Annotated in this window: 25 protein-coding genes; 14 read left to right on the forward strand and 11 right to left on the reverse strand. The window is 51.1% G+C overall.

Going from position 1 to position 26,596, the window contains the following annotated elements; all coding sequences use genetic code 11:
- Positions 1 to 7: 7 nt before the first annotated feature.
- The 9 genes from C0623_12475 to C0623_12515 form a co-directional block, all read right to left on the reverse strand.
- Complete coding sequence (locus C0623_12475; protein PLX98483.1) at positions 8 to 1,084, reverse strand: hypothetical protein; 1,077 nt, start codon at positions 1,082 to 1,084, stop codon at positions 8 to 10.
- Positions 1,081 to 1,872: a hypothetical protein gene (locus C0623_12480; GenBank protein ID PLX98484.1), complete on the reverse strand. Its 792-nt coding sequence runs from the start codon at positions 1,870 to 1,872 to the stop codon at positions 1,081 to 1,083. Before C0623_12480 ends, C0623_12475 begins: the two co-directional genes overlap by 4 nt.
- The gene (locus tag C0623_12485) at positions 1,869 to 2,351 is read right to left on the reverse strand and encodes a hypothetical protein (GenBank protein PLX98485.1); all 483 of its coding nucleotides are present in this window, start codon (positions 2,349 to 2,351) and stop codon (positions 1,869 to 1,871) included. The genes C0623_12480 and C0623_12485 overlap by 4 nt, the downstream gene beginning before the upstream one ends.
- Entirely contained in the window at positions 2,333 to 3,826 is a 1,494-nt protein-coding gene (locus tag C0623_12490; GenBank protein ID PLX98486.1) for a hypothetical protein, read from the reverse strand. The genes C0623_12485 and C0623_12490 overlap by 19 nt, the downstream gene beginning before the upstream one ends.
- Positions 3,827 to 3,838: 12 nt before the next feature.
- Positions 3,839 to 4,744: a hypothetical protein gene (locus C0623_12495; GenBank protein ID PLX98487.1), complete on the reverse strand. Its 906-nt coding sequence runs from the start codon at positions 4,742 to 4,744 to the stop codon at positions 3,839 to 3,841.
- Positions 4,744 to 5,496, reverse strand: a complete 753-nt coding sequence (locus C0623_12500; protein ID PLX98488.1) for a hypothetical protein — start codon at positions 5,494 to 5,496, stop codon at positions 4,744 to 4,746. Before C0623_12500 ends, C0623_12495 begins: the two co-directional genes overlap by 1 nt.
- Positions 5,493 to 6,578, reverse strand: a complete 1,086-nt coding sequence (locus tag C0623_12505) for a hypothetical protein (protein PLX98489.1) — start codon at positions 6,576 to 6,578, stop codon at positions 5,493 to 5,495. Before C0623_12505 ends, C0623_12500 begins: the two co-directional genes overlap by 4 nt.
- 117 nt (positions 6,579 to 6,695) lie before the next feature.
- Positions 6,696 to 8,057, reverse strand: a complete 1,362-nt coding sequence (locus tag C0623_12510) for a DNA-binding response regulator (GenBank protein ID PLX98490.1) — start codon at positions 8,055 to 8,057, stop codon at positions 6,696 to 6,698.
- A 3-nt stretch (positions 8,058 to 8,060) separates the two neighbouring features.
- The gene (locus C0623_12515; protein PLX98491.1) at positions 8,061 to 9,119 is read right to left on the reverse strand and encodes a GGDEF domain-containing protein; all 1,059 of its coding nucleotides are present in this window, start codon (positions 9,117 to 9,119) and stop codon (positions 8,061 to 8,063) included.
- Positions 9,120 to 9,448: 329 nt separating this feature from the next.
- Here C0623_12515 and C0623_12520 point away from each other — a divergent pair, with 329 nt between their 5' ends.
- The 14 genes from C0623_12520 to C0623_12585 all read left to right on the forward strand — a co-directional run bounded on the left by C0623_12520 (position 9,449) and on the right by C0623_12585 (position 22,835).
- Positions 9,449 to 11,692 carry a ribonucleoside-diphosphate reductase, adenosylcobalamin-dependent gene (locus C0623_12520; protein ID PLX98492.1) on the forward strand — a complete coding sequence of 748 codons (2,244 nt, stop codon included), beginning with the start codon at positions 9,449 to 9,451 and terminating at the stop codon, positions 11,690 to 11,692.
- Positions 11,693 to 11,771: 79 nt separating this feature from the next.
- Entirely contained in the window at positions 11,772 to 12,119 is a 348-nt protein-coding gene (locus C0623_12525; protein PLX98493.1) for a hypothetical protein, read from the forward strand.
- Positions 12,120 to 13,546: 1,427 nt separating this feature from the next.
- Positions 13,547 to 15,403 (forward strand): molecular chaperone HtpG, encoded by a 1,857-nt coding sequence (locus C0623_12530; protein PLX98494.1) that lies wholly within the window; start codon positions 13,547 to 13,549, stop codon positions 15,401 to 15,403.
- A 3-nt stretch (positions 15,404 to 15,406) separates the two neighbouring features.
- On the forward strand, positions 15,407 to 16,390 hold the full coding sequence (locus tag C0623_12535; GenBank protein PLX98495.1) for a serine/threonine protein kinase: 984 nt from the start codon (positions 15,407 to 15,409) through the stop codon (positions 16,388 to 16,390).
- Between the two features lie 50 nt (positions 16,391 to 16,440).
- Complete coding sequence (locus tag C0623_12540; GenBank protein PLX98496.1) at positions 16,441 to 16,650, forward strand: (2Fe-2S)-binding protein; 210 nt, start codon at positions 16,441 to 16,443, stop codon at positions 16,648 to 16,650.
- 134 nt (positions 16,651 to 16,784) lie between these two features.
- Entirely contained in the window at positions 16,785 to 17,699 is a 915-nt protein-coding gene (locus C0623_12545; GenBank protein PLX98497.1) for a hypothetical protein, read from the forward strand.
- Positions 17,700 to 17,711: 12 nt separating this feature from the next.
- A complete protein-coding gene (locus C0623_12550) occupies positions 17,712 to 18,134 on the forward strand; it encodes an aminoacyl-tRNA hydrolase (GenBank protein ID PLX98498.1) in 423 nt (140 codons plus the stop codon).
- Positions 18,134 to 18,496, forward strand: coding sequence for a hypothetical protein (locus tag C0623_12555; GenBank protein ID PLX98499.1), 363 nt, complete (start codon positions 18,134 to 18,136; stop codon positions 18,494 to 18,496). Before C0623_12550 ends, C0623_12555 begins: the two co-directional genes overlap by 1 nt.
- Before the next feature lie 6 nt (positions 18,497 to 18,502).
- A complete protein-coding gene (locus C0623_12560; protein ID PLX98500.1) occupies positions 18,503 to 19,180 on the forward strand; it encodes a methyltransferase domain-containing protein in 678 nt (225 codons plus the stop codon).
- Positions 19,170 to 19,577: a hypothetical protein gene (locus tag C0623_12565; GenBank protein ID PLX98501.1), complete on the forward strand. Its 408-nt coding sequence runs from the start codon at positions 19,170 to 19,172 to the stop codon at positions 19,575 to 19,577. The genes C0623_12560 and C0623_12565 overlap by 11 nt, the downstream gene beginning before the upstream one ends.
- Positions 19,578 to 19,936: 359 nt before the next feature.
- Positions 19,937 to 20,125 (forward strand): 4-oxalocrotonate tautomerase, encoded by a 189-nt coding sequence (locus tag C0623_12570; GenBank protein ID PLX98502.1) that lies wholly within the window; start codon positions 19,937 to 19,939, stop codon positions 20,123 to 20,125.
- Between the two features lie 65 nt (positions 20,126 to 20,190).
- Positions 20,191 to 20,580, forward strand: coding sequence for a hypothetical protein (locus C0623_12575; GenBank protein ID PLX98503.1), 390 nt, complete (start codon positions 20,191 to 20,193; stop codon positions 20,578 to 20,580).
- 355 nt (positions 20,581 to 20,935) lie between these two features.
- Complete coding sequence (locus tag C0623_12580; protein PLX98504.1) at positions 20,936 to 21,196, forward strand: hypothetical protein; 261 nt, start codon at positions 20,936 to 20,938, stop codon at positions 21,194 to 21,196.
- Positions 21,197 to 21,533: 337 nt separating this feature from the next.
- Positions 21,534 to 22,835, forward strand: a complete 1,302-nt coding sequence (locus C0623_12585) for an MFS transporter (GenBank protein ID PLX98505.1) — start codon at positions 21,534 to 21,536, stop codon at positions 22,833 to 22,835.
- A gap of 21 nt (positions 22,836 to 22,856) precedes the next feature.
- Here C0623_12585 and C0623_12590 read toward each other — a convergent pair whose 3' ends face one another.
- A complete protein-coding gene (locus tag C0623_12590) occupies positions 22,857 to 25,127 on the reverse strand; it encodes a Na-K-Cl cotransporter (GenBank protein PLX98506.1) in 2,271 nt (756 codons plus the stop codon).
- 50 nt (positions 25,128 to 25,177) lie between these two features.
- Positions 25,178 to 26,494 carry a tRNA (N(6)-L-threonylcarbamoyladenosine(37)-C(2))-methylthiotransferase MtaB gene (locus tag C0623_12595; GenBank protein PLX98507.1) on the reverse strand — a complete coding sequence of 439 codons (1,317 nt, stop codon included), beginning with the start codon at positions 26,492 to 26,494 and terminating at the stop codon, positions 25,178 to 25,180.
- Positions 26,495 to 26,596 lie beyond the last annotated feature (102 nt).

Below are 26,596 nucleotides of genomic sequence, written 5' to 3' on the forward strand. Positions count from 1 at the left end.
TAACCTTTCATTGGGCAAGCGGTTCTTCGAGCAGGCCATTGATCATGACCCGGCCGAGCCCTTGACGATCATCACCGTCCCGTATCATGGCCGAAAGAACATCCTTGTCAGAAGTCCCCCACCAGTTGGCCTCAACCGTAAAATCGCGGTCGCCATCATTGATCAATCCGTATTCGCCGTTATCAATAATCTCGTTATCAGCAACAATCGCCTGCGAATTAATAACGCGCAGCCCGGCCCTGCCGTTGGCAACGATCCTGTTCAGCTTAATGGAAACAGGTGATTCCTCGAGATAGAGCCCGTGTTCCCGATTGTTCTCTACAAGATTGTGCATGAAACTTCCCCGGGTCCGCTGCAGGTAAACGCCCCGTCGATTATCACGCACCACATTGTCGGTTAAGGTAATCTCTGAATCACGGAAGTTGGCACCATTGACCAGATTGTTTTCAATAATCGAATGACTCATCTGCAATGTGCTGTAAACGCAACGCAGACCCCAGTATCCACCCCGGATCTCGATCGTATCGAGTTCTACAGAAGAATCGCGGAACTGGATGCCGTTGAAATTGTCTTCGAACCGACAATTGACAAGAGAAACCGTCGACTCCTGGAACTGAGCGCCGCGCTGATTGTAACGGAACTGCGAATGTGCCAATCGGGCTCTGGCGAAATGAGCATGGAAACCGCGATAACCATATTCGAAAAGACAATGTTCAAAACGGTTTTCATCGTTCGAAGCCATCATGTTGATTGCACCCCAGTCACCCGGAACCGGATCTGCTTCAGCCGACGTGAAGATTATTGGCCGTTCAGCAGTGCCGAGCGCCAGGAATCGGCCCTGAACAAAAAGCTCATGCGTACCGATTCCATCGTTATTGCTGTCCCTGCGGGTAAATCGGACAATCGTACCGGGCCGGACCTGCAACGTCACGTCGGGTGCCACCGTTACAATACCATCAATCAGGATGTCACCTTCCCAGATCGTGTCCTGCCAGAGTGTCTGCTCGCCCGTGTAAAGGGTTTGAGCGTTAGGTGTCAGCGGCAATAGAATAACCAGAGATAACACAAGCATTAATATTCTCATCGCCGCTCTCCACCAGGATTCTTGAGCAGAAGCACGTCGCGATGATTACCTTTGATCACGGTCGGGTCATACGGGATCGCTGCAGGCACAACAAGACCGATATCATTACCACTCACGATGTTACGATCGATATAGGGGCGACTGCTGGAATCAACTACAATGCCTTCCTCATCATTGTCGACGATCGTATTGCTTTTCAGGTACGCACGACAATCATTCCAGCAAAAGACACCCCCTTCGCCGTGCATAATTTCATTATCGAGGATTTTGGCTGCCCCACCCTGCGAAATGATGCCGTAGCGGCTTCCACTGATTTTATTGCCAATGATCTCAGGTGATGAATCGATAATGTAAACACCGGTCTCAGCGGCAAGAATCTCCGAATTGTGCACAATCGAACCTGTTGTGCGATCGAGAATAATTCCGGCCCAGCCTGGCTCGCGCACATCAAAAGCCCTCTCCGGGATAAATCTGACCGGTGACTGCGGCTCGCCGTTGACGATCAACGTCCCCCGAACGATGATTTCAGTCAGTGGCGAGAGGCATTCCGGGTCGATCTTTGTACTCTGTGAATCACGGACTAGCACAGTGGTTCCGGGTTCGAAAGTCAATGTACTCCCTTTCGGGACCAGCAAGTCGGATGAAACAAGAAGATAACCGCGGAAGTTGTTGTGGCCGGCTAAAACGCCAGCAATTTCGAGCGGCGCATCGGCACTGCCGCCGCGCACCAGATGTCCGCAGCCGGCAAGGACAAAGACACAGATCAAGGCTGTTGCCAAGCGCTTCATATCCACCTCTGCTGCATCATGAAACGCCGGGCGACGACCATTGGCGGTTCACCTGCTTCGACCTTGCGACGCATGTTTTGAACGATATCCGGTGTTAACAGACGCTGCAATTTTGTCAGCGCCGGAGCAACCGTCGTAAATTGGATATTATCGAGGATGCGGGGTCCGGAAACAAGATAAGGCAAACCCGTTACCTCCATAACGACGTTGATGTCCGGTTCTGATCGCTCGGCAAATCCGTAATCGAGTCGTTCAGCGCTTATTTCCGCGATGAGATCCTTGCCGGCAAGGTCGACCCGCTCGGTCTCGACCCCGGTTTTCTCCTTGATATAAATTGAAACGATTGATGTCAGAACCCGCCCGTTCGCATCTTCCGGGACCCCCAGGAAAAGCTTTGGCCCGAAGCAGGCACTGACCGTTCCGGCTGCCAGACAAAAGACAAGAAGAATAAGAAATATTTTCAGCGTACGAACAGCCATTCGAATACCGTTGCCAGATAAATTGAAAAGAGTAGAGATACACCGACGAGTGAGGCTGTAAAATAAGCGTTGTCGGTTGTTCCGTCAGACCGCTGCGATGACTTGAAACTGACCACGCCGGAGACAAGGAGTCCAACCAGCAGCACCAGCAGGATGATCCACTTGAGAACATCAAGCGGCAACAAGACGCCCGGAGCCGAAACCGTCTGGGTGACATTTATTGCCAGAAACGATTTTATACCACTCGGGTCACTTAAGGCCAATCCAAGATAACCGGCCTTGGCGTTAATCTTGACCAATGCCAGGACCGCATGAGCCGCCAGAATCAACGGGATGTATGACAAAGCAAGGCGACCAAGATTCTTCCAGAAACGTTCCTCAACCGGTGCCGGGAGGCCTGGCTGCGGCTCCACGCCGGTCTGAAATGTCGATCGGATCTGACCAAAACGGTAAACGAGATAACCGGGCAGCATCAGCAGCAACGGCATGATCAGGGCAATCCAGATAACCGCCAGAACATAAAATCCACTCTCCTGCCAACCGAGCATCCGGGCGGTCTGTTCCGGCAACCAGTAAACGAGATCGCGCAATTCAACGTAGACCTTGCTGAAATTGGCAGTCAACAGGCCGAGCAGAGCGACAAAGAAGAAGGTTTCACCCGGACGCAGCCCCGTCGAATAGAGATCGGAAAGCCAGGGCCGGAAACCGACTTTGACATTATCCTTGTCGCAATTCTGCAGGCAGGTGAGGCAGAGAGTACAGTCGGCACTGTCAGCGATTTCGGAAGGAACGAGATTGACCGGACAGCCATCGAGCCGCCGGTGACGATAGACAACCGTCGAGCCGAGTCGATGCTGCTGCCATTCGGTCGGTTCGGAAATACACCGCTGCGAAGCACAGCCGCCACAGACGTCGCGATTGACGACTCTCAGTTGAAACGGTGCGATCCGGGCGTAGAGGCCGAAAACAGCGCCGGCCGGACACAACAGAGTGCAAAATGCCCGTTCCCGGAAAAACAGGCCGATGCCGGCGGCCAGAACAATACATAACGCAAGCAGAGTAGCCGTATAATCGGGATAACGATGTATCGCCAGGAAATAAATCATCAACTGCAAAACAATCAGTACAAGTGTTACCGGGATAAAGTTCCGCAACCATCCGGGCAACGCCAGGCGGAAACCGAGACGGGAGGTTAATCCGTTCAGCCAGCCGAGCGGACAGACAGCACACCAGCCACGGCCAAACAGCATCGCGATAAAGACCACGCCCATAATCCACCAGACCCAGAAAAGATGATTGGTCAGGTTGGTGTACATCAACGGATCACGAACCTCGAGTCCGGCAATCCGGTGCTGATGCCAGCCCCAGGCGGCCATTGCGACAAGCAGGACAAGACAGGTCGATCGGAGCAGACGCCATGTCCACACCGACTTTAAAACCGGGCCAATGTATTTTATGCGTAAAAGATTATCCATCTCGATCCTGTTTTAATGATACACGCTGTATGGTTCGACCATTTCTCCGTGGGCATCACGGTAGAAAACTGTTGTTCCCTGGATAACCGACAGTGAACGGGCCGACCATTCGCGAACAACCATAATTTCATCATTCAGTGCCTTCTCGAGCACGGCGACCGAACGCTGAGTCCCGATCGGACCAAGTGCCATGGCGGCATTCATGCGAACCTCCCAATCTTCGTCGTTCAACCCGTCTATCAACGCCTTTTCAGCCCGGGCATCGCGCAGCTTGCCGAGAGCGAGAATAGCATCCTTTCGGTTCGGACCCTCGACCTGATTGAGCAGGACATCGAGTGACCGTTTATCACCAATATCGCCAAGAGCCCGGATCGCCGCCCCAGCCGCCACATGGCCTGCCGCGGGAATAAAAGCGATCAGTGGCTCAACCGCAGACCGGTTGAACTTGATCAGGGCCCCGGTCGCATAATGGCGGACCACAGCTTCCGGATCTCCGAGGGCGTGCAGCAGGTGTTCGATGGCGTCCTCTTGCCGAATTTCACCAAGCGCCCAGGCCGCAACATATCGTCTTTTCAGCTCCTTATTGCGCAATACTGCGGAAATCGGTTGAACCGCTTTTTCAACGCGCAGTGTCCCAAGGGCCGCAATGATACGTTCACGCTGGGCCCGATTGTCGGTCTGTACCGAAGTCAGCAGAGCATCAATCATCGGCTTTCCGATATCGACGATCATCGGATAAACCTTCTCTCCAAGGCGGTTTTTATCGACACCGAGCATTTCAACCAGCTGTCGAGAGGCTTCGGCATCTCCCATTCGGGCCTTTTCAACATACGCATCCAGATCGATTGGCCCCTGCTGCTGACAGGCGACCAGGATAAGCATCAAGAGAAAACAGATAATTATCTGAAACAATCGCATTACCAGACCTTGGTTACCGTAATATTGACATCCTGCAGGATTTCGCCTTCCTTGACAATGACCGCTGAAGGTTCAATTGTCCCCTGATCGTAGCGGCCATAGAGATCACCCAGTTTCGGTGGCCCCCCGAATTTGTCGCGAGCCGCTAGATAGTAGGTCCCGCCTTTCGGCAGGTAAATAAGATACTTGCCGTCGGGTGTTGTCTTTTCGGACACGTATTTCGGACGCTCGGACATCTGGACATGGTCATAGACATGAACCCGGGTCCCCTCAAGCGGGTTGCCGTCGCTATCAAAAATCGTTCCGGAGATACCGGTCTTGCCCGCCTCCAGCTGTTCACTCAATCGCCGCGAATCTCCGACCTTGACCGGTGCGACAATCGTCAGGGACGACAGGTTATCCTCGACCTTCAGATTGATAAATTCACTCCGGTTATCACCTGACACAACCGGTCCGTTCGCCTGGCCCTCCTGCCGTTTCCTGGCAACAACGACATACTCACCGGGAGGCAGCGACAGATCGAAGTGGCCGTCCGGACCGGTTGCCGGTGACACGGCAAAAGCAGGACCGTACAGATCCATCCCTTTTTCATAAATGTACAGATAAGTTCCTTCGAGCGGAGCCAAGATCTGCCCCTGAACCTTTTTCAATCCGGTGTTGTCAGTGACGCCTGAACTGCCGGAATCGCTACAAGAGACAAGGGTAATAGCAACAAGAATTAATACCGGAACAAACAGCCTGTTCATTTTCATTTAACATCCCCCCTGGGAAGTTGTGTTTTTGCCATCAGTACAAGTTTTTCTTCGGTTGAAGAAGCATAATGCTGATCAAGTGTATTATCCATAATCGACAACCCGTAGGAGACACCTTGCTCATCTCCGGGGACAAATACAACATCACGCCGGTCGCCGGTATCGAGAGCCCGTCTCAGCACGACAGTCCAGCCGCCGTCACGATATTCTGATGTTGCCCGGATATCGGCGCGACCGGCAACCGGAGGATCAACGAGATATCCCGGAGCAACCGATCCGGAAAGGCGGAAAGCGGATGCAATCGGCTGCTCATCATAATCGTAAAGAGGTGCATCTCCTTGGACAAAAGGTTCCCTGCCTGATTGCGCATACACCGAGTTCGGATGGAATATATCACCCGGAACATCCGGCTCCATTGATTTCATGGTGAGATAGCGATCATCGACAAAACCGGCCCGGCCAGTCCGGTCTGCTTTCCAGTTCCAGAGATCAACAAGACTGTTCTCACGGGCCAGCCGCATCCGATTGCGGGCGTGGAAATTGGCACCGGAGACGCCAAAATCCTCAATATGGCAGGCGTAGGAGCAGGAAAACTGCGGGAACGAACCCTGGGCATCCCACATCATCCCAAAACCATCCTCAAATCCAGGTCGGGCTGACCAGTCTTTACCATCGTACTGCCACTGGCGTAGATGATCATCACGTGTCGGATCACTCCACGACAATCGAATATAAAGATCTCGAGCGGTATAAAAAGCCCGCAAGTCAACGACAACCGGATCGGGGAGCGCTGCCCCGTGATGACAGGATGCGGTCGAGGTGTGAACCGTATCTTCATCAATAGCGCCAAGCCGCGACGGCATATTGCGAAAACCGCCGCGTACCGCAACCTGGCGCGGCAACGCTGTCATCCAGTCATTTTCGGTCGGCGCATGGTCAAGTTGCAGAGCGTATAGCCGATCAACCGGCACTTCACGGCAACCGGTCGAACCGATCAGCAGAAAACCGACGCCGGCCAAAAGAGCAAGGAACAAACCCGACAGAATCTTTCGACCTGTATCATTTCTACGCAAAAGTCTCATATCAAGACAAGATCAAAGAGCAAATTGCGTACCAGTGTCAAAAATAAAAAAAACCGCAAAATACGACACTTGCGGTGACCTGCATGTAAATTTAGACAAGTTTTTGTCAATCCGGTCTTAAACGAGACCGTATTTTTCCATTTTATACCGTAGAGTAGTCCGCTTGATACCGAGAGCATCTGCGGCCCTCGTCTGCGAATTTTCATGACGCCTTAACGTCTGCAGAATGAGCTGCCGCTCAAGATCCTCAAGCAGTTCGGTCAGGTTTCCATCACGATCAGGAATATCGACACAAATCTTTTCATCCCCCTGCAGGGATTGCGGAAAGTCGTGTGGCGTCAGGGTTTCCCCTTTTGCCAGAACAACCGCCCGTTCAATCACGTTCTGCAGCTCGCGGACGTTTCCCGGCCAGTCATAGGCGAGCAGACAACTGATGGCCCGGGGCGAAAGATCATTGATCTTTTTTCCGGTATCAGCCGAGTAGACATCAAGAAAATGCCGGGCCAGACCTTCGATATCCTCACGCCGATTGCGTAGCGGCGGCATGTGAATATTAACAACATTCAGCCGGTAGTAGAGGTCGTCCCGGAAATTCCCTTCCTTGACTTCCCGCTCGAGATCCTTGTTGGTTGCGGCGACAATCCGGACATCACAACGAATTGTTCGGGAACCGCCGACCCGCTCAAATTCCTGTTCCTGAATCACCCTGAGCAGCTTGACCTGGGACGATGGAGTCATCTCGCCGACCTCATCGATAAACAGGGTGCCGCCATCCGCCAGTTCAAAGCGACCCTTTTTCGCATTCATCGCACCGGTAAAAGCCCCTTTTTCATGACCGAACAGTTCACTTTCGATCAGATTCTCGGGCAGGGCTGCGCAATTCAGTACGATAAACGGATTGTCCTTGCGCGCCGAATTATAATGAACGGAACGGGCAATCAGTTCCTTGCCGGTACCACTTTCGCCGGTAATCATCACATTGGCATTCGAAACAGCGACCGAAGATGCCATATCGAAAACAGCCTGCATCCGTTCCGACTGACCAACGATCCCGGAAAACCTGTACCGACCTTCAAGCTCCTGGTGCAGGTATCGATTCTCGGCAAGCAGCCGCTCTCTTTCGAATGCCTTGGCAACGGTCAGTCGAATCTCGTCGTTCTCGAACGGTTTGGTGATATAATCGTAGGCACCGGCGCGCAAGGCCTGAACCGCGCTCTCAACAGTTCCGTAGGCAGTGATCACAATGATCGGCAGATCCGGATTGAACTCCTTGAGTGCCTGCAACAGCTGGAGGCCGTCCATTTCCGGCATTTTAATGTCGGTAATAACCAGGTCGAACTGCTCGGACTCGGCAAAGCGCAAAGCCTCGACTCCGCTGGCGGCCGCTACCGGATCATAACCGTACTTGGTCAACACCCGGCCCAGGAGCTTACGCATCCCGGCCTCATCATCGACTATAAGAATTTTCTCGCCGGCCATAATTCAGCAGCCCTGAACGTAGCATACGCGATTTTTACCCAACGCTTTGGCCTTGTACAACATATCATCAACGACTTTGAGAAGATCCGTTTCGTTTTCGCCATCGCGAGGAAAGGAGGCGGCACCGGCACTGATGGTGATTCCATGGTCACAAATAGCGCTGAGCGCACGCTGTGAATCTGAATTAACCGCATCAAGAATCCGTCTGGCGGCTTTCAAAGTCTGGGTAATCCCGACTTCAGGAAGTAAAACGATAAATTCTTCACCACCATAGCGAAATGAGATATCACTATCGCGCAATGTTTCTTTAAGAATCTTACTGATGACCGTCAACACCTGGTCGCCGTTCGGATGGCCATAAGTGTCGTTAAAATGTTTGAAGTTGTCGATATCGAACATGACGACTCCAAGTTTTTTATTATAACGGCGGGCTCTCGCTATCTCCTCCTTGAACAGAATTTTGAACTGGCGATGATTGTACAGGCCGGTCAAGCCATCGGTACAGGCGAGTTCCTGGGTCTGTTCGTGCAGGCGCGCATTATCGATGCTCATAGAAGCAAAAGAACCGAGGATATTGAGTATTCTGAGACGGCTTTCGGGGTATTCACGCGGCACAAAATCATCAACATACAGTACGCCGACAATTTTATCCTGGATCTTCAGGGGAACGGCAATCAGTGACCGGATTCCCTCATTTAAAGCCAGTGGATTGTTGAAAAAATCAGCTTCATTCGTATCCTCTATAACAAAAAGTTCTCCCCGCTCAAGGATTTCATGGGTCAGGCCGCCCGCCTTGACCAGCCAGCGTTGCTTGTTGGTAAACGCCTCACTCAAGCCGGCATGGGCATGTAATTCGAGCCGGGATGTCTCTTCATCAAAGAGCGCTATACTGCCGGCCGGAATCTCCATAATCGCCATGGCACTGATCAGGATATTCTGCAGGACCTCATCGAGATCGAGTGACGAGACGACAACCTGGGCAACCGTCAGAATATCCTTCAGTTCCCTGAGTTCTTCGACTATTTCCGTGTTTTCAAATTGATTTGACTGATTCTCAGCCATCTGATTCACCTGTCTGCCTACAGATTATACGAGGATCAATTTATTTAGCATTTCTGAGACCTTCTGTAAACTTGTTTCCCCATCTATTTTCAGGAGTTGTATATACACATTTCAAGATGTTCAATCCTGCCCGTACCCATAAGCATCCGAAAATACACAGCAATAAAATTACCCTGAGAGAAATGCTTGACACATACGATATGTTGTGGTTTATTTTTCTCTCACGCACAATATAGAGTACACCACGCAAATAGATCATCAACACTCGGAACTGCGTATGTGACTCATCCTATTCATGACCAATTAAATCATCTATCAGAGGCATCGACATGGCGACAAGTGCAGCGAAGAAGAAGGAAATCCAAACCAAATCAACCCTCCCACTATCAGAGAATGCCCTGACAGTGCTTGAAAGGCGTTACCTTAAACGTAACAACGAGGGCAAGGTACTCGAAACGGCCGAAGATATGTTCAAAAGGGTGGCAGATACCATCGCATCGGCCGAAGACAAACTCGGTACCGGCGTTGACAGCAAAGCACTGTCTGACGATTTCTACCGGATGATGACCGAACTCGACTTCATGCCGAACTCCCCCACCCTGATGAACGCCGGACGGGAACTCGGACAGCTTTCGGCCTGCTTTGTCCTGCCGGTCGGCGACTCAATGGAAGAGATCTTCGAGTCAATTAAAAATACCGCCCTTATTCACAAAAGTGGCGGCGGTACCGGCTTCTCCTTCTCACGAATCCGCCCGGCCAACGATGTCGTCCTCTCCACCAAGGGCGTATCATCCGGTCCCCTCTCCTTCATGTCGGTCTTCGATGCCGCGACCGAGACGATCAAGCAGGGCGGTACCCGGCGCGGTGCCAACATGGGCATTTTGCGGGTCGATCATCCCGACATTATGGACTTCATTATGTGCAAACAGGACCAGACGGTTCTGACCAACTTCAATATTTCGGTCGGGCTGACCGAGACGTTCATGGAAGCGGTAGAGAAGGACGAGGAGTACGACATTCTCAATCCACGCGACGGCAAAGTCCAGGGACAATTACCGGCCCGCAAGGTTTTCAACCACGTCGTTGAAATGGCCTGGACCAACGGTGAGCCGGGCATTATCTTCCTCGACCGCCTTAATCGCGACAACCCGACCCCGGAGGTCGGCGAGATTGAATCGACCAACCCCTGTGGCGAGCAGCCACTGCTGCCTTATGAATCCTGCAATCTCGGCTCAATCAACCTGGTTAATTTCGTCGATGGCAACAAGGTCGACTGGGACCAACTGCGTGATGTGATCCGCAACGCGACCCGCTTCCTCGACAATGTCATTGAAGTGAACAACTATCCAATCCCGGAAATAGATGAAATGACCCGTGCCAACCGCAAAATTGGTCTCGGCGTTATGGGCTGGGCCGACATGTTGATTCTACTCGGCATTCCATACAATTCCGAACGGGCCTGCGAACTCGGTGAGAAGATTATGCAATTTATCACCGACGAATCACGCCAGATGTCGATAGAACTGGCCGAGGAGAGGGGTGCATTCCCCAATTTCAAAGGTTCTATTTTCGACAAGCCGAACGCCAAACCGGTCCGCAACGCAACCTGTTCGACCATCGCTCCGACCGGCACCATATCAATCATTGCCAATACTTCGAGTGGCGTTGAACCCCTCTTTGCCGTCTCGTACGTTCGCCAGGTTATGGATAATGACGTCCTCGTCGAAGTCCACCCGCTCTTTGAACAGATTGCCAAAGAAATGGGCTTCTACTCGGATGAATTGATGAAAAAGATCGCCGAACACGGCACCATTCAGGATATGGATGAAATCCCGGAAGAAATTCGATCGGTTTTTTTGACTTCGCACGATATCACCCCGGAAGATCATGTCCGGATGCAGGCTGCCTTTCAGAAATACACCGACAATGCCGTCTCCAAAACCGTCAATTTCTGCCACGACGCAAGTCGTGACGATGTTGAAACGGTTTACCGTCTCGCCTACAAACTTGGCTGCAAGGGCGTCACCATCTATCGGGATGGTTCCCGCGACATGCAGGTCCTCTCGGTCAAGAAAGAAGAACAGCCGGAAAAGGTTGTGCCGATGGAATCGGGCAAGTCGGGCCGTAAACGTGAACGGCCACGGGCGCTGCGTGGCTCGACGTACCAGATGGAAACCGGATGCGGACCACTCTATGTCACCATCAACGAGGACAACCATGGCGCCTTTGAACTCTTCACGACCATGGGCAAGGCTGGTGGCTGTGCCGCGTCCCAATGCGAAGCGATCGGTCGTCTCGTCTCCCTCGCCTGGCGTTCCGGCGTACAGGCACGGCAGGCGGTCAAGCAACTGATCGGCATCACCTGTCACAAACCGGCCGGTTTCGGCGAGAACCGGATTACCTCCTGTTCTGATGCCGTGGCCAAGGCAATCCAGCAACATATGCTTGCCCAGGGTGAAGATGTGAATGCCCACGTTGAAACCGGCGGTGCCTGCCCCGATTGCGGTGGTCCGGTTGAGCATGAGGGTGGTTGCTGTGTCTGTCGAGCCTGCGGCTTCTCCGAGTGCGCCTGATTGCTCACCGCTTCTTGCCACGAAAACAGGGACATGCTGATATCAGTTGTCCCTGTTTTCGTTTGAAAGGATCTGGTCAATGACCCTTTTGCTGCCGATTGTTGTGCTTGTACCGATCATTTTCAATCTACCAGGCTGGCTGATTGCCCGCAAACGCTACGAAGCGACACCCTGGTCACTGAGCTATGCGGTACCGGCTTTGATCATCTGGGTAATACTGGCAATGAGCGGTATCGGGCCGCAAAGTCTCGGAAATATCGTTGAACTCCTTTATCTCTCTTTTGGTGCTGTTCCGATTTACTATCTCAAAGTTCTTTTCGTTGACAAGATCAGACCGAACACCGGCAAGAACACCATCATCGCAACAATCATTCTGTGCATTGCAGCAGTTCTTTTACGATTGATCATGCCGGTTTTACCAGAATAACGAATCCGGGAGAGTACACTGCCGGCTCTGCTGGCTATCCATTCTGGAAACGCTGGCATCGATATTATTTCACATGATTTTGCCACCGGCATCTCTTTTACAACCTACGGACGCCCCCCAGTCTCTCTCACTGATTTTTTGTCTTCTATTTCATTTATTGTATAATTCTTATGTAAATCAGGTGTTGATCTATGATTCTTTGCTCCCGATACCGTGAGTCAATATCCGGTATCAAGTCTGAAAAGTTCTTTTTAACAATACACTGAACCTCCTGCCTAACATTTCTGCAATCATAACCTGCCCCAAATTAAGTTGCATTGCGTTGCACCCTCAGATCTCGCAACACTAAATGCAACATCGACCCGACATTCAGTAAACATCTACCCGGCAAACCAACTGTTTTTATTGAACTATTACGATTTAAGTCGTTTTATAAAAAATAAATAATTAGTTTTATAAAATTAATTCAAGCTAATCGATGTTACATTTGCAACATTGAATTACTGATTTGAATTTATGAAATTGCAGATATTTTTCTTGATTAAGCAACTGTAATTGTTGCATTTTCAGGAAATTGGTGAAATTTAATAAAGTTGGCATGAAGATTGGATTAAAAAAGACTAAACAAACAAAAACATGAAAGGGGACCAATCATGAACACAAACATTATAAAAACTGAAAACACCTCAACTACCACAAGCGTCCTGACCAATATTTGGTTGATCGTTCTCGCCCTGATCGTTGGCCTGACCGTTATCGTCACTTCAGTATTGGTTGGCTGGCCGATCATTTCGCACCTTGCAGCTAAATTCACTGGATAAAAAAGTAATGGCTACCACAAACTCATAAGCATAAAAGGAGAAACAAATGAACACCAAAGCAATCGTTTCACCAAGTGAAGCCGGACAATCAAAAGCAATCACAAACTTCTGGCTGTTGACATTGTCACTTATCGTCGGCATGACAATCCTCTGCACAGCAGTTATGGTCGGCTGGCCGATCATTGCTCACCTGGCATCAAAGTTTATGGCGTAACATTATCCCGTAGCAGACTTCATTAAGTCTGCTACGGGCGACTGAAGGGAGTTCATCATGGCCTACAAAACCGGACAACAGGTTGATACTCATAAAAAATTCTTTTTAAACGCCTGGATCGTACTCATCTCCAGCCTCATTGGTCTGGCAGTAATCATCGGCGCAATTCTGATTGGCTGGCCAATCTTTTTGCACCTTGTTGAAAAATTTATATCCTGACAGATCACGACTTATCTCCATCACCTTCCCTTCCAGGAATCTATTCCCAAGGTCCGCAAACTTGCGGCCATTTCCTTGACATCCAGAACTGACTTCTTGACAATTCCATATTTGCTGACTAGTTTCACCACGTAAGCACAATATTATCAACTCGGTCACAGAAGGAATGAGAAATGGCAAAAAAGAACAAGGGCGTCGAAAAAGGCTCGATATCCATCCACACTGAAAACATATTTCCGATTATCAAAAAGTGGCTTTACAGCGACAAGGAGATTTTCCTGCGGGAACTGGTCAGCAATGCCGTTGATGCAATTCACAAGTTCCAGCACGTTAACCTGGTCGAGGGCCTTAAAATCTCGGACTCGTATGCGGTCGACATTTCAATCGACAAAGAGGCCGGCACACTGACCATCGCCGACAACGGTATCGGCATGACCGACGAAGAAGTCCGTAGCTACATCAACCAGATCGCCTTTTCCTCAGCCGAAGAGTTCCTGGAAAAGTACAAAAAAGATGATGATGAACAACAGATCATCGGTCACTTCGGGCTCGGGTTCTATTCAGCGTTCATGGTCGCTGACACGGTTGAAATCCGCACCTTCTCGTGGCAGAAGGACGCCAGGGGAGTACACTGGAAGTGCTCCGGCAGCACCGAATATGAACTTGAGGGAATCGACCTGGAGAAGCGCGGCACTGAAATCATCCTGCACCTCTCCGAAGATGAAAAAGAGTTTCTCGAGGCCGACCGCCTGCGCGAGGTCCTGGTCCGTTACTGCAATTTCCTGCCGGTTGCAATCAGACTGGAAGGCGACGTTGTCAACGACAGCAAGCCGCTCTGGACCCGCTCACCGGGTGAAGTCACGGATGACGAATACAAAGAGTTCTACAAGAAACTCTACCCGTTCTCCCCTGAACCGCTGTTCTGGATTCATCTCAATATTGACTACCCCTTCAATCTCAAGGGAATCGTCTATTTTCCGAAACTGACGACCGAATTCGATGTCACCAAGAGCCATATCAAGCTCTTCTGCAACCAGGTTTTTGTTTCCGACAATTGCCCGGAACTGATCCCTGAATTCCTGACCCCGCTGCAGGGTTGCCTCGATGCACCAGACCTGCCGCTTAACGTCTCAAGATCCTATCTGCAGAACGAGCCACAGGTCCGTAAAATCAATGAGGTCCTCTCCGGGCGGGTCGCCGGCAAGGTTGTTGACCTGGCAAAAAAGGACAAAGAAACTTTCACCCCGATCTGGGATGACATTCATACCTTCGTCAAGTACGGCTGCATGCGCGATGACAAGTTTTACGACAAGGTCAAGGACCAGATACTTTATCGAACAACCGAAGAATCGGGCCATACGACCCTTGACGCCTACCTCGAAAGAGCTAAGGAGAAACACGAGAACACAATATACTATGCCAACGACGAATCGCTGCAGGCCACCTATCTGAAACTGTTCAAAAGCCAGGGGAATGAAGTCATCATTCTTGACCAGGTGATCGACAGTCACTTCATCTCATTTCTCGAAATGAAAAACAATGACCTCAAGTTCCAGCGGGTCGATGCGGACCTGACGCAAAACCTGGTTGAAGACGACAAAAGCAGTCAAATCGTCGAGGGCAAGGATGAGAAAAGCCGCGAGGAACGGGTTCGTAATCTCTTCGAGAAATGTACCGGCAAAAAGGATCTGACCATTCGGGTCGAAAACCTCAAGGACACGTCGGTTCCGGGGATGATCCTGCTGTCCGAACAGTCCCGACGTTTTCAGGAAATGGCCCGGAGCATGGGCCAGGAAAAGATTGATCTGCCGAGCGAGCATACCATGCTGGTTAATCTTTCGAATCCGGTGATCAAGAGCCTGCTCGAGATGCAGAGTCAGGGACGGGACGAAGACGCTGCAGTTATCGCCGAGCAGGTATATGACCTGGCGATGCTTTCACACCGGGGTTTCGACCGTAAACAGATGGAAGCATTCCTCGACCGGAGCAACCGGATTCTGGAGATGCTTGGCCGGGAACAGGGCCAGTAGCCGATGGAAAATTCCCGCCATCCTTTTGAGCGGCTGACCCCCGATTTCATCATGGATGCGGTTGAAAGTGTCGGCTACAGGTGCGATTGCCGGACCCTCGCCCTCAACAGTTATGAAAACCGGGTCTACCAAATCGGTATCGAGGAGGGCGAACCGCTCATTGCCAAGTTTTACCGTCCGGACCGATGGACCGTAGAGCAGATTATCGAGGAGCACCAGTTTTGCTATGAGCTGATCGAACAGGAACTGCCGGTCGTAGCCCCACTCACCGGCGGAGACAACCGATCGGTCTTTGCATACCGGGGTTTCCAGTTTGCCCTGTTTCCGAGAAAGGGCGGTCATGCCCCAGAGTTCGACAATGACGACAACCTGTTGATTATCGGCCGCCTGCTCGGGCGGATGCATCAAATCGGCCGCCAGCGAACCTTCATTCATCGACCGGCAATCAGTATTGAGCAGTACGGTCATGAATCGGTCAGCCTGATCCGTGAAAGCTTCATTCCGGCTGAATATCTTGAAAGTTATGAGGTGCTGACAACGCAACTGCTGCAGACCATAGGCCGTATCTTCTCCGAAGCAGCCGAGCTCAGGAATATCCGGATCCATGGTGATTGCCACTCCGGAAACATGCTCTGGCGGGACGACAATCCGCATTTTGTCGACTTTGACGATTCGCGGATGGGCCCGGCCGTTCAGGACCTCTGGATGCTGCTTTCCGGTAATCGGGCACGCCAGACCCGACAACTCGACATCATCCTCGAAGGATACGAACAGTTTTGCGAATTCAACATTAGCGAATTGAAGCTGATCGAATCGCTCCGGACCCTGCGGATGCTCTATTTTTCGGCTTGGCTTGCCAAACGTTGGGATGACCCGGCCTTCCCGGTTGCCTTCCCCTGGTTCAATACCGTTCAGTACTGGGGTGAGCAGATTCTCCAGCTCCGCGAACAGCTTGGGGCTTTGCAAGAACCTCCGCTGGCGCTATAATGCCTTACACCGTGATTGTACAATAAAATCCAAACTGAACAGGAACAGCCATGGACGAACAGGAAATTATCGACGGACTGAAAACAATCTGCATCTGCAAAGGGATCAAAAAGAAAGTTTTCAAGGAGCTGATCGCCGACGGAAAAAAAACCATCGAGGAGTTGCGTAAAGCAACCGGCGCCGGCTCCGGTCCTTGCGGCGGCCGTCGCTGCACACCTCGGCTCAACGAAATGCTGGCCGACGCAGTCGGTAGACATTAATAATTGACCAATCATTGAAAATGACAATGAGCTGCCATTTAATCTGATATGATCACATGAATGGACATCGACAATGATATCTTTCAGCCTGTCGAAATTACAATTTAAACAATTCAAATGACTTTGGGGGAATAATGAGTGATCTGCTCAAAAATGCAATGGACGAAAAATGTACGCACAACCCCTGTAAGGCAATCGAGATGATCATCGAACCACACGAGAAGGACCTCGGAGGTTTCACCGTTCGCCGTTGCCTTCCGGCGCCGGAACGAAAGATGATCGGCCCTTTTATTTTTTTCGATCATGCCGGACCGGCGACTTTTGCATCCGGCGAGGGGATTGACGTCAGGCCGCACCCTCATATCAACCTGGCAACGATCACCTACCTGTTTTCAGGAGAAATCCTGCATCGGGACAATCTCGGTATGGTTCAATCGATCCGGCCGGGTGAAATCAACCTGATGATTGCCGGTAAAGGGATCGTCCATTCCGAGCGAACGCCCCCGCAAATCCGCTCGGGAGGACACACTCTGCATGCCCTTCAACTCTGGATAGCCCTGCCTGAAAAAGATGAAGAGACGGACCCCTCCTTTCACCATTACGAAAGCGACGAGTTGCCGACACTGGAAGAAGATGGCGTTTCACTGCGACTCATGATCGGCGCAGCATACGGCCTTAAATCACCGGTCCGGACATTTTCTCCAACCCTGTATATCGAAGCGACCATGGCAGAAAATGCCCGCCTGCAATTGCCGAACGATACCAATGAACGCGGGCTTTATATCATCTCCGGGCAGGTCAGAACCGGAAAACATCTTCTGCAGCCCGAGCAGATGTATGTATTCGATCAATCGGCAGAAATTGAACTCGAGGCAGTTGAAACAACCCGACTGGTCATCATCGGCGGAGAGCCTCTCGGCGTGCGCAAGATCTACTGGAATTTTGTCTCGAGTCGTCCGGAACGGATCGAACAGGCCAAACAGGACTGGCAGGACAACAAATTTCCCGGCGTACCGGGTGAAACCGAATTCATCCCGCTGCCTGATTAATCCGGTTGCTCAATGTTGCAGATCACTCGTCATATTTCGATCCCACTGAGCGAAATCGAACTTTCGTATGTCACGGCCCAGGGCGCCGGAGGCCAGAATGTGAACAAGGTTGCCACTGCAGCGCACCTCCGTTTTGACATCAAGAATTCATCATTACCCGAACCGTTGAAAGAACGTCTGCTCGCCCTCGCCGATCAACGGATCAACGCCGAAGGCGTCCTTGTTATCAAGGCGCAATCGACGCGTTCGCAGGAACAGAACCGGTCGGCTGCTCTCGAACGGTTGAAGCAACTGGTCAAGAGTGTCGCGACACCACGCAAGAAACGGAGGCCGACCAGGCCAACCACCGCCTCAAAAGAGCGTCGACTTGATAAAAAATCGCGGCGCGGCAGGACCAAGTCTCTACGTGGCAAAGTCAGGGATCAACAATCGTGATGGAATGGACGGAAATCATCATTTACCTCGGCATCCTGGCAGCTATCCTGCTGTTTGGGGACAATATTTCTCGCCATTTCAAGCTTTACCGCGGCTGCGGTATCGGGCTCAAAATTTTCATCATCTACATCGAGATCATCAAGGCAGTCGGCGGCACATTTCTCACCCTCCTCTGGATAGCGTCCTGCCTTTTTCTTCATGAAGGGATTATCGATTTCTTTGGCGGTCGAGGCATCCTGGTATCGGTTGTCATGCTCCTGCCAATCTGCGTGGTTTTTTACATGCTGCTGCTCGGATTTACGCGGTTGATGGATGCCTTCCCCGAGATGATGCACCAGAACAATTCGGATCACGATGAGTAGCCGACAATGAAGCGATCTTCTCGTAATCGACTGAACAGACGACATCTCGAGCTTTTCCCGCAACAAAATCTGTTCAGCCGCCTTGCCCGCACCGTCTGCGAAGCCGAGTGCCTGCCGCGCAAGGAATTTTTCGAATCCTGGGAGGTCGCCCGGCGTATTCATCGTCGGATAAAAGGTCGGAATATCGTTGAACTCGCCTGTGGTCACGCCCTCCTTTCCCATATCCTCCTGCTGCTCGACAGTTCAATTCCGGCCGCTACGGCCATCGACCGAACGATTCCTCCTTCGGCGGCCAGACTATCGTCAGTACTGACCGTGAAGTGGCCGGCACTGGCTGGCAGAGTCAGTTTCCAGGAGACAAATATGGACAAGGCGACCGTTTCCAGTGAAGACCTGTTGGTTTCAGTCCATGCCTGCGGGGCGTTAACCGACCAGGTGATTGATCTGGCTGTTGATAATAACGCAGCACTTGCCCTGCTCCCCTGCTGCCACGACCTGAAGCAATCGGCAACCGGTCAACTCGAAGGATGGATGGAGCCGACCCTGGCTGTCGATGTAATGCGTGTTGCCAGGCTGCAGACGGCCGGCTACAATGTCTGGACCGGAATCATTCCGGCCGATATTACTCCGAAAAACCGACTATTGATCGCTACCTGGAATGGGCAGAAAAAAAATGGTCAATAAAACCGTAATAAGACCTGCGTCCATACTGCTTTTTCTCGTCTTCATTATTGTATCTGCCGGTCATGCCTATCGCTCCAATACATTCGAGATATCAGTGAATGGAGGTTCGGACAGTCAGGCCGAATTTGTCGGGTGGTGTGATATCAATATCGGCAACAGTTCGTTGCTGCGCGTCGAACTCTACAGCGCCGACGGCAGAATGAATCCGGTAAGTATCCAGGGACACAATATCGACAGCTGTGAAGTCAAATCAACATCCGGCAATGGTCCACTGACACTCAGCATCAACAAAAACGGGCAGGGTTTTATAAGCACAACATCGCAGCCAGAGGAAACAACTATTTCCTACATCAATCCGGCAAAGCGCCTGAGTAACCGGCCAGTACAAAAAAAGTAATACGCACTGGTGGAGACTTTATCACTCAACATGAGCAGGAGCCCACAACCCGCCTTAATGAGCTGGAAGATCGAGTTTTGAATTTGGCGAGCAGCAACAACTGAGGGTACGAAGAAGGTGATTTTGTTTTCATTGATGAAGTCGAACCTTCGCCGCCAGATGTTCGGCAGTTAACGTTGGCGTAATACCGCGGGATCCGCTATCAGCTGCACCGGCCCGCAAGATCCTTCTTTCTTTTCTCGGCGGCACTCGTCTGACCAGATCAGTTTCATGTTAATTCTCGGGATCAGTTTACATATTGGCGGCTGATTTTATTGGAAAGTCGATGGCTGACATTCTACCTTGACAAGGAGGAGTAAATGCCTGTTATTACGATTGAAGGGCCACCTGTGGAAGATATTAAACAGAGACGCGATATGGTTGAGGCGATCACCACTGCTGCTGCCCGAACCTACGGCATGGCAAAGGAAAAAATCATCATTCTGATACGGGAAAACAGCCCGGACCAGGTTGCCGTCGGAGGAGAACTCATCTCCGATCGTAATTGATTTACTTTTTGCGTTCATCATTCATTCTGTTACATTTAATGAAAACACAATGAGGAGAAAATACTATGAAGTATATTATCGCAATCCTCCTGGCCCTCACCATTATGGCCTCACCGACGTTGCTGATTGCTGCCAATCCGGCACAAATCTCCAGAGCGACATTCTGCACCGGAATCAGTGACCACGAACCGATCAACAGTCCTGAAAAAATCAGTGTTGGCGAGCAGACGGTCTATTTCTTTACCGAAGTCCGTAACGGTAAAGATCAGTTACTGACACACAAGTGGTTTTACAATAATGTTCCGATTGCCGAGGTCCCGCTGAGAATCGGAGATGACCGCTGGCGGACCTGGTCTACCAAGCAGGTATGGCATTTGACTCCAGGCATGCTGAAAGTTCAGGTTATCGATAACAATGGTATCGTCCTGACCGAACAGGAGATTCCCCTTCAATAATTAGACACAGAGAGTCTCAACAGTACCGGCACCGGCAGTCACCTCCCCACCTTGCGGCATCGGGTCATCTGTACGCCAGTCGTTACGGGGATCCACCGGGTGTGCAACCGTTAGTTTAAGCCCGATTTCACATCGGATCTTTTACCGAAATCCTTATCTCGAAAGGACAAGAAACAGAACAATGACAGACCGGAGTCATTACACAAAACTCGAAAACATGTTTCGGACCGCTGCAATCAACACATTTTTCAATCCGGAAATAACCGTTTCCGAAAACTGTGCCGAAATAACAATCGAGGTCAACCCGAAGTTCTTCCATTCCTGACGAACCGTACACTGTTCAGTCTATTTCAAGATGCTTGATGATGCCTGCTATTTTGCCTGTCAATCCATTGAAAAGGAGTGTTTTCTGGTCACCTCGAATTTCAACATCCAGTTCATTGCACCAGTCACCTCTGGTATTATGCTGGTCAGGGCACAGGTCAATGCGACCACTCGAAATGTCCGTTTCGCTTCAGGTGAAATTTTCGATCAAAAGAACCGCCTCGTTGCAACCGGCAACGGCAGTTTCATGCCGAGCCGACTCAAGCTGAGCGAGGAAGTTGGCTATCGTTAATCAATGATTACGCTACCTGAGTATAAAACCATCAAAACGGTCTATTCGCCGGAGTGTTGAGCATGGATGATCAACTGTGGGATAGCATCTGTCGCCGTTGCGGCTAGTGTTGTTTCAATAAAATCATTGAAGATGATGGAACGGTATATGCGACACCGATTCCGTGCCGGTACTTCGACATGGCGGATCGCTCATGCAAGGTTTACCACAAACGGTTTGAAACCGGTGAAGAGTGCATCAAATTGACGCCGGATGTCGTTAAAAATGCTATCTGGCTGCCGGAAGACTGTGCTTATGTTGAACATATCCGACAACGCCCCGGAAGGGACCCCGACAATTGAACCAAACCGGGACAAACGCAAACCTCAGAAAAGCCTGGCGGGGCTGGTGTCTTTATGACTGGGCCAACTCGGCCTTCGCTACGGTGATTCTCGCCGCCGTTCTCACGGTCTATTTTGCCTCACTGGTTCCTGCGGATGGAGCGGAACTCACATTCTTCGGCATGAAGCACCGGATGCCGGCAACGGCCCTCTGGGGTTATGTCATCTCATTGTCGATGCTTGCCGTTGCCCTGCTCGCACCTTACATCGGAGCCCGGGCCGATGCTCACCGCGCGCGCCGCCGCTCTCTTATTCTCTGCTGCCTTATTGGAGCCACCGCGACGGCCATGCTCAGCGTTACCGGACCGGGGCAATACCTTTTGGCGGCCGGGCTCTTTATCATTGGCAATATCGGGTTCGCCACCGGCAATATTTTTTACAATTCCTTCTTACCGGCCCTGGCCGAAGCTTCCGACCTCGATCGGCTCTCAGCACGTGGATTTGCCGCAGGTTATCTCGGCGGCGGACTCGCCCTGCTCGCTGTTTTCATACTGATTCAGCAATATCAGTTGTTTGGCCTGGCCGACCGGGCAACGGCAACCCGGATCGGCTTTCTGCTAACCGGTCTCTGGTGGGCCGGTTTCGCCATACCGGCATTTCGCCATATCCGCGAAGAGGTTTTTATTCATGACCCCGAACCGCTGCTGTATGGCCTGAAAGGCTACTTTAAAACCTTCAGCCGGATCAGACACTATCCGCACCTGCTCCGTTTCCTGGTCGCTTTTCTGTTTTACAATGATGGCATTCAAACAGTTATAGCGGTCTCGGCAATATTCGCAAGTGTCGAACTCGGCATGTCGCAGGCCTCAATCCTCGGTTGTTTTTTGATGATACAGTTCATTGCAATGCCCGGCGCTCTGATCTTTGCCGCCCTCGCCGCCCGGATCGGAGCAAAAAAAACTGTCATGCTCAGCCTGCTTCTTTTTGTCGGGGTGACTGTTTATGCTTTCATTATTGATTCTGCTGCTGAATTCTGGTTTCTCGGTTTTGTTGTCGCCCTGATTCTGGGTGGCAGCCAGGCGATCAGCCGTTCGCTCTTTGCCACGATGGTCCCGAAATCAAGAAGCGCCGAGTTTTTCGGCTTCTATGCCGTCAGCGGCAAGTTTGCTTCTATATTCGGGCCATTGGTCTTTGCTATCATCTCCGACGTGACCGGATCAGCCAGACTTTCCATCCTTGCTTTAAGTGGATTTTTTATTATCGGCACGTTTATTCTGGCAAAGGTCGATATCGAACAGGGTCGGCAACAGGCGGCATAAAACCTGGGAAGCCGATTGACTTCAATCGGCGCTTCTCGCCTCATCTGCAGAATCATCGTCCACATCTTCAACCTTTTCATCATCCGCAAGTTCAGGCGTCACCAGGTCACCAATAAACAAGCTCCCGTTGTTGACGAAAAAACAATTCGGCAAACATTCAGCCATTTCGATCATTCGTTCGACATAGGGCCCCTCTTCGCCTTCTTCCGGCAATGCCAGGCCTAGCAGGACGATATCGGCATCTTTACTCTCTTCGCACATCACCTCGAAGACTGTTTTGTCCTTCGGTTTCAGACTGACAATAATATCGGCATCGATGCGAATTTCGCTGATCAACTGTTCGAGAAACTGACTGGTACTCCTGTGCATCAATTCATTCGAAGCGAGGCTGAGGATTCTGATCCGGGCATTATGCCATTCCGGGTTTTGCGACAACAGGTAGGCAAGCAACAACATCAGGTCGCCATTTCTTTTCAATCCTCCCCACCAGACATCGATAGAACGTGTATGCCCTTCATGCGACAGCTTGATAAAACCGGGGTTGCCGATCACCAGACTACGTTCAAATTGAACCAGATGGCGTCCCAGTCGCAAAAAAGATGCAAGCCTTTCCGGATCATCCGGCCACCCGAGCAGAATCGTATTACTCTCAAGGCCAGCCAGGCCGTTGGCCTGGGAAACCGCCAGGATTCCCCGTTCTACGTTCCAGACCACGTTGACTTCTGCGAAAGCACAAATCCCTTCTTCCTGTAAAACCGATTCAAGCTTACGTTGCCGCGCGGCTGTATCGATCTCCATCTTCATAATATCGCCTTCGACCAGTTCGCAGGCGGTTACCACGCCTCGATTCTCGCTGAACCAGATGCCGTACTGCACCAGGTCGAGACGTTTTTCAAGGTTACTGGTGAAAATCAGAATATGCGGCCGCCAGTTGCGGGCTGTCATCGGCCTTTTGGAAAGGCGGATCAGGGCCCAGCGAATCATCGCTTCATAAAGATCGCGACGGACGTCACCCCAACTCTCTTTGCGAATTCTCTGTTTAAAAAAGAGCCAGAGAAAAAACTCTACAGATAATGCGATAATAGTTGCCGGCCAATGGATCAGAAGCATGACACCGAAACAGGCAAATGCCGCCGGCAGACTTATATACCATGGCGTATGCAGCGTCGGCCGCCAGAATGGATTACCGGCAATTCTTTCAATTGCGGCAACCAGGTTAACCAGGCCGTACACACTGAGAAAAAACATTGTGACCACAGTCGCGACGGTATTCAGATCGCCCAGAAGAGCAGCCGCTAACGCCAAAAACAGAGTGACGGCATAACCGGCCAGCGACTCCTTGCCGTGAGCTGAAGCTTTCGGCTTCAGGAATTTTGCAACGAGTTTGTCTGATGCCAATGCTGACAACGTCCGTGGAGCGCCAAGCATTGAACCGACGGCGGAAGAAAAGATAGCACCCCACAAGCCGGGAAGAATGAGCCATGGCCCGAAAACCGATATTCTTGTCCAGACAAGAGAATCGGTGCGCAAAGTCTGAGAATCAGCACCGACGGTTAAAAATACCGGGACCACCAGATAAACGACAAAACCGCATAAAACTGCAGCCAGCGTTCCGCGGGGGAGAGATTTGCGCGGATCGGCTAAATCACCGGACAAACTCAAACCGGCCATAATGCCGGTCACTGCCGGAAAAAATACAGCAAATACATGCCAGAAAGACACCGGCGTAAAGTCGGTTATTTTTTCAACGGTTAAGGCCGGAGCCGACGTCAATGCTCCGGCACCCAGAGCAAAAATGGAAAGTCCGATCAGAATCATGATCGGAATCTGAGCTTTCAGGGCAAAAGACGCACCACGGTAAGATATCAGGGCGACAGCAACGATAACGGTCAAGCTGACTGGCAGTAAAGGGAGTTTCGGCCACAAGATACGGAGTGACTCGGCCAGACCATAGGCATAGAGAGTTACAGAAAATGCCTGTGACAGGAACAGGGGCAAACCGATAGCGCCACCGATCTCGAGTCCGAGGCTGCGGGAAATCATGAAATAGGCACCACCACCGCCTACCCGTGTATTGGTCGCAATCGAAGAGAGGCTTAAAGAGGTTGCCAGAGTAATAAGATTAGCAATAGCGACAATAACAAGGGTTTTCAAGAGTCCGACCTGGCCGACAACCCAGCCAAAACGGAGGTACATGATAACGCCGAGAATTGTCAGAATCGTCGGAGTGAACACACCGACAAAAGCACCCAACCCCTTTTTCGACGAGCTTTTAAAGGCAGATGAATTCAAGGAATCGGACCCTCCAGAAGGAGCAGGAAAACCTTTGAGAAACAGCCGGACTAAAAATTTGACGATTTACCGACGTAAGAACCAACGAGTTGTCCGGCTTGCCATCCGGTTATTTCAATATCGGCCAGAGATCCAGCAAGTTCAGCAGTGCCTTTGAAGCTTACCGGAAGATAATGGCGGGTCAATCCTTTCCAGACATTATCTTCCCGGGAGACCGATTCAACAACCACGTCAAGTTGTTGGCCGATAAAGCGCCGAGCAAACTGACTATTTTTTTCATCAGCAATAATTCTCAGTGTTGCCGCTCTCTCTTTGGCAATATTCCCGGGTACCTGCCCAGAAAGATCGGCCGCCGGTGTTCCCGGACGCCGACTATAGGGAAAGACATGCAGATAAGAGACCGGCAGCGCCTCAACAAGACGACGAGTATTGTTGAATTCTTCCTCTGTCTCGACGGGGAAACCGGTTATCACATCAAAGCCGAAAGCGATATCGGGCAAACGTGCGTGAATTTTTTCGATGAGTCGATAAAAGTCGTTGGCACTGTAATGACGATTCATCCGTTGCAGGACCTGATCGTCTCCTGATTGCAACGGAATATGCAGATGCGGACAGATAATGGCGGATTGATCAATGGCGTCAATCAGTTCATCGGTAATTTCATTCGGTTCAATCGATCCGAGACGCAAACGCCTTACCTCCGTTTCCTTTTCGATTCGCTGCAATAATTCGACAAGCGAGCCCACGGGGTCAAGATCTGAGCCATATGCGCCGATATGAATACCGGTCAATACAAGTTCAGGATAACCTTTTCCAACCAGTCTCCGTACCTGTTCGACAACCTGCGCAGGTTGTGCCGATCTGCTGCTGCCACGCGCATAAGGGATAATGCAGTAGGAACAGAATGCGTTACAACCATTCTGGATCTGAACAAAGGCCCGGCTCCGTTCGGAAAAGCTGTTTATTTCATGCGGTACGGCCCCGGCAACACCACGGATATCCGATACGGCCACAACCGGATCGCCGGAGCCCGCTCCCAGATAGCGGATCAGATCCTTTTTATCATCGTTGCCAAGCACGACCGTGACGCCAGGGATGGTGCGAATCGCTTCCGGGTCGACCTGGGCATAGCAGCCGGTAACAATGATTCGACAATCGAGATTCTGCCGTCGGGCGCGGCGGATCAGGTTGCGCGACTGTGAATCAGTTGCCGCGGTGACGGTACAGGTGTTAACGATCACCAGATCAGCGCCTTCCTCAAATGGCACAGGACGATAACCGGCGGCCGCAAGCTTCTCTTCCATCGAAACCGATTCGAACTGATTGGTCTTGCAGCCCAACGTAACAACTGAAAAAGTGGATTTCATCTCAGACAGAATATTTATTCCTTACGGCCGGCATGTCCCGGACAGGAAAATCTCCCTTGCAAAGCGTTTAACCAGCGAAAAAGCAGAGACATATATATCACA

This window comes from Desulfuromonas sp., from assembly GCA_002869615.1.
In the GTDB taxonomy this organism is placed as follows: domain Bacteria; phylum Desulfobacterota; class Desulfuromonadia; order Desulfuromonadales; family UBA2294; genus BM707.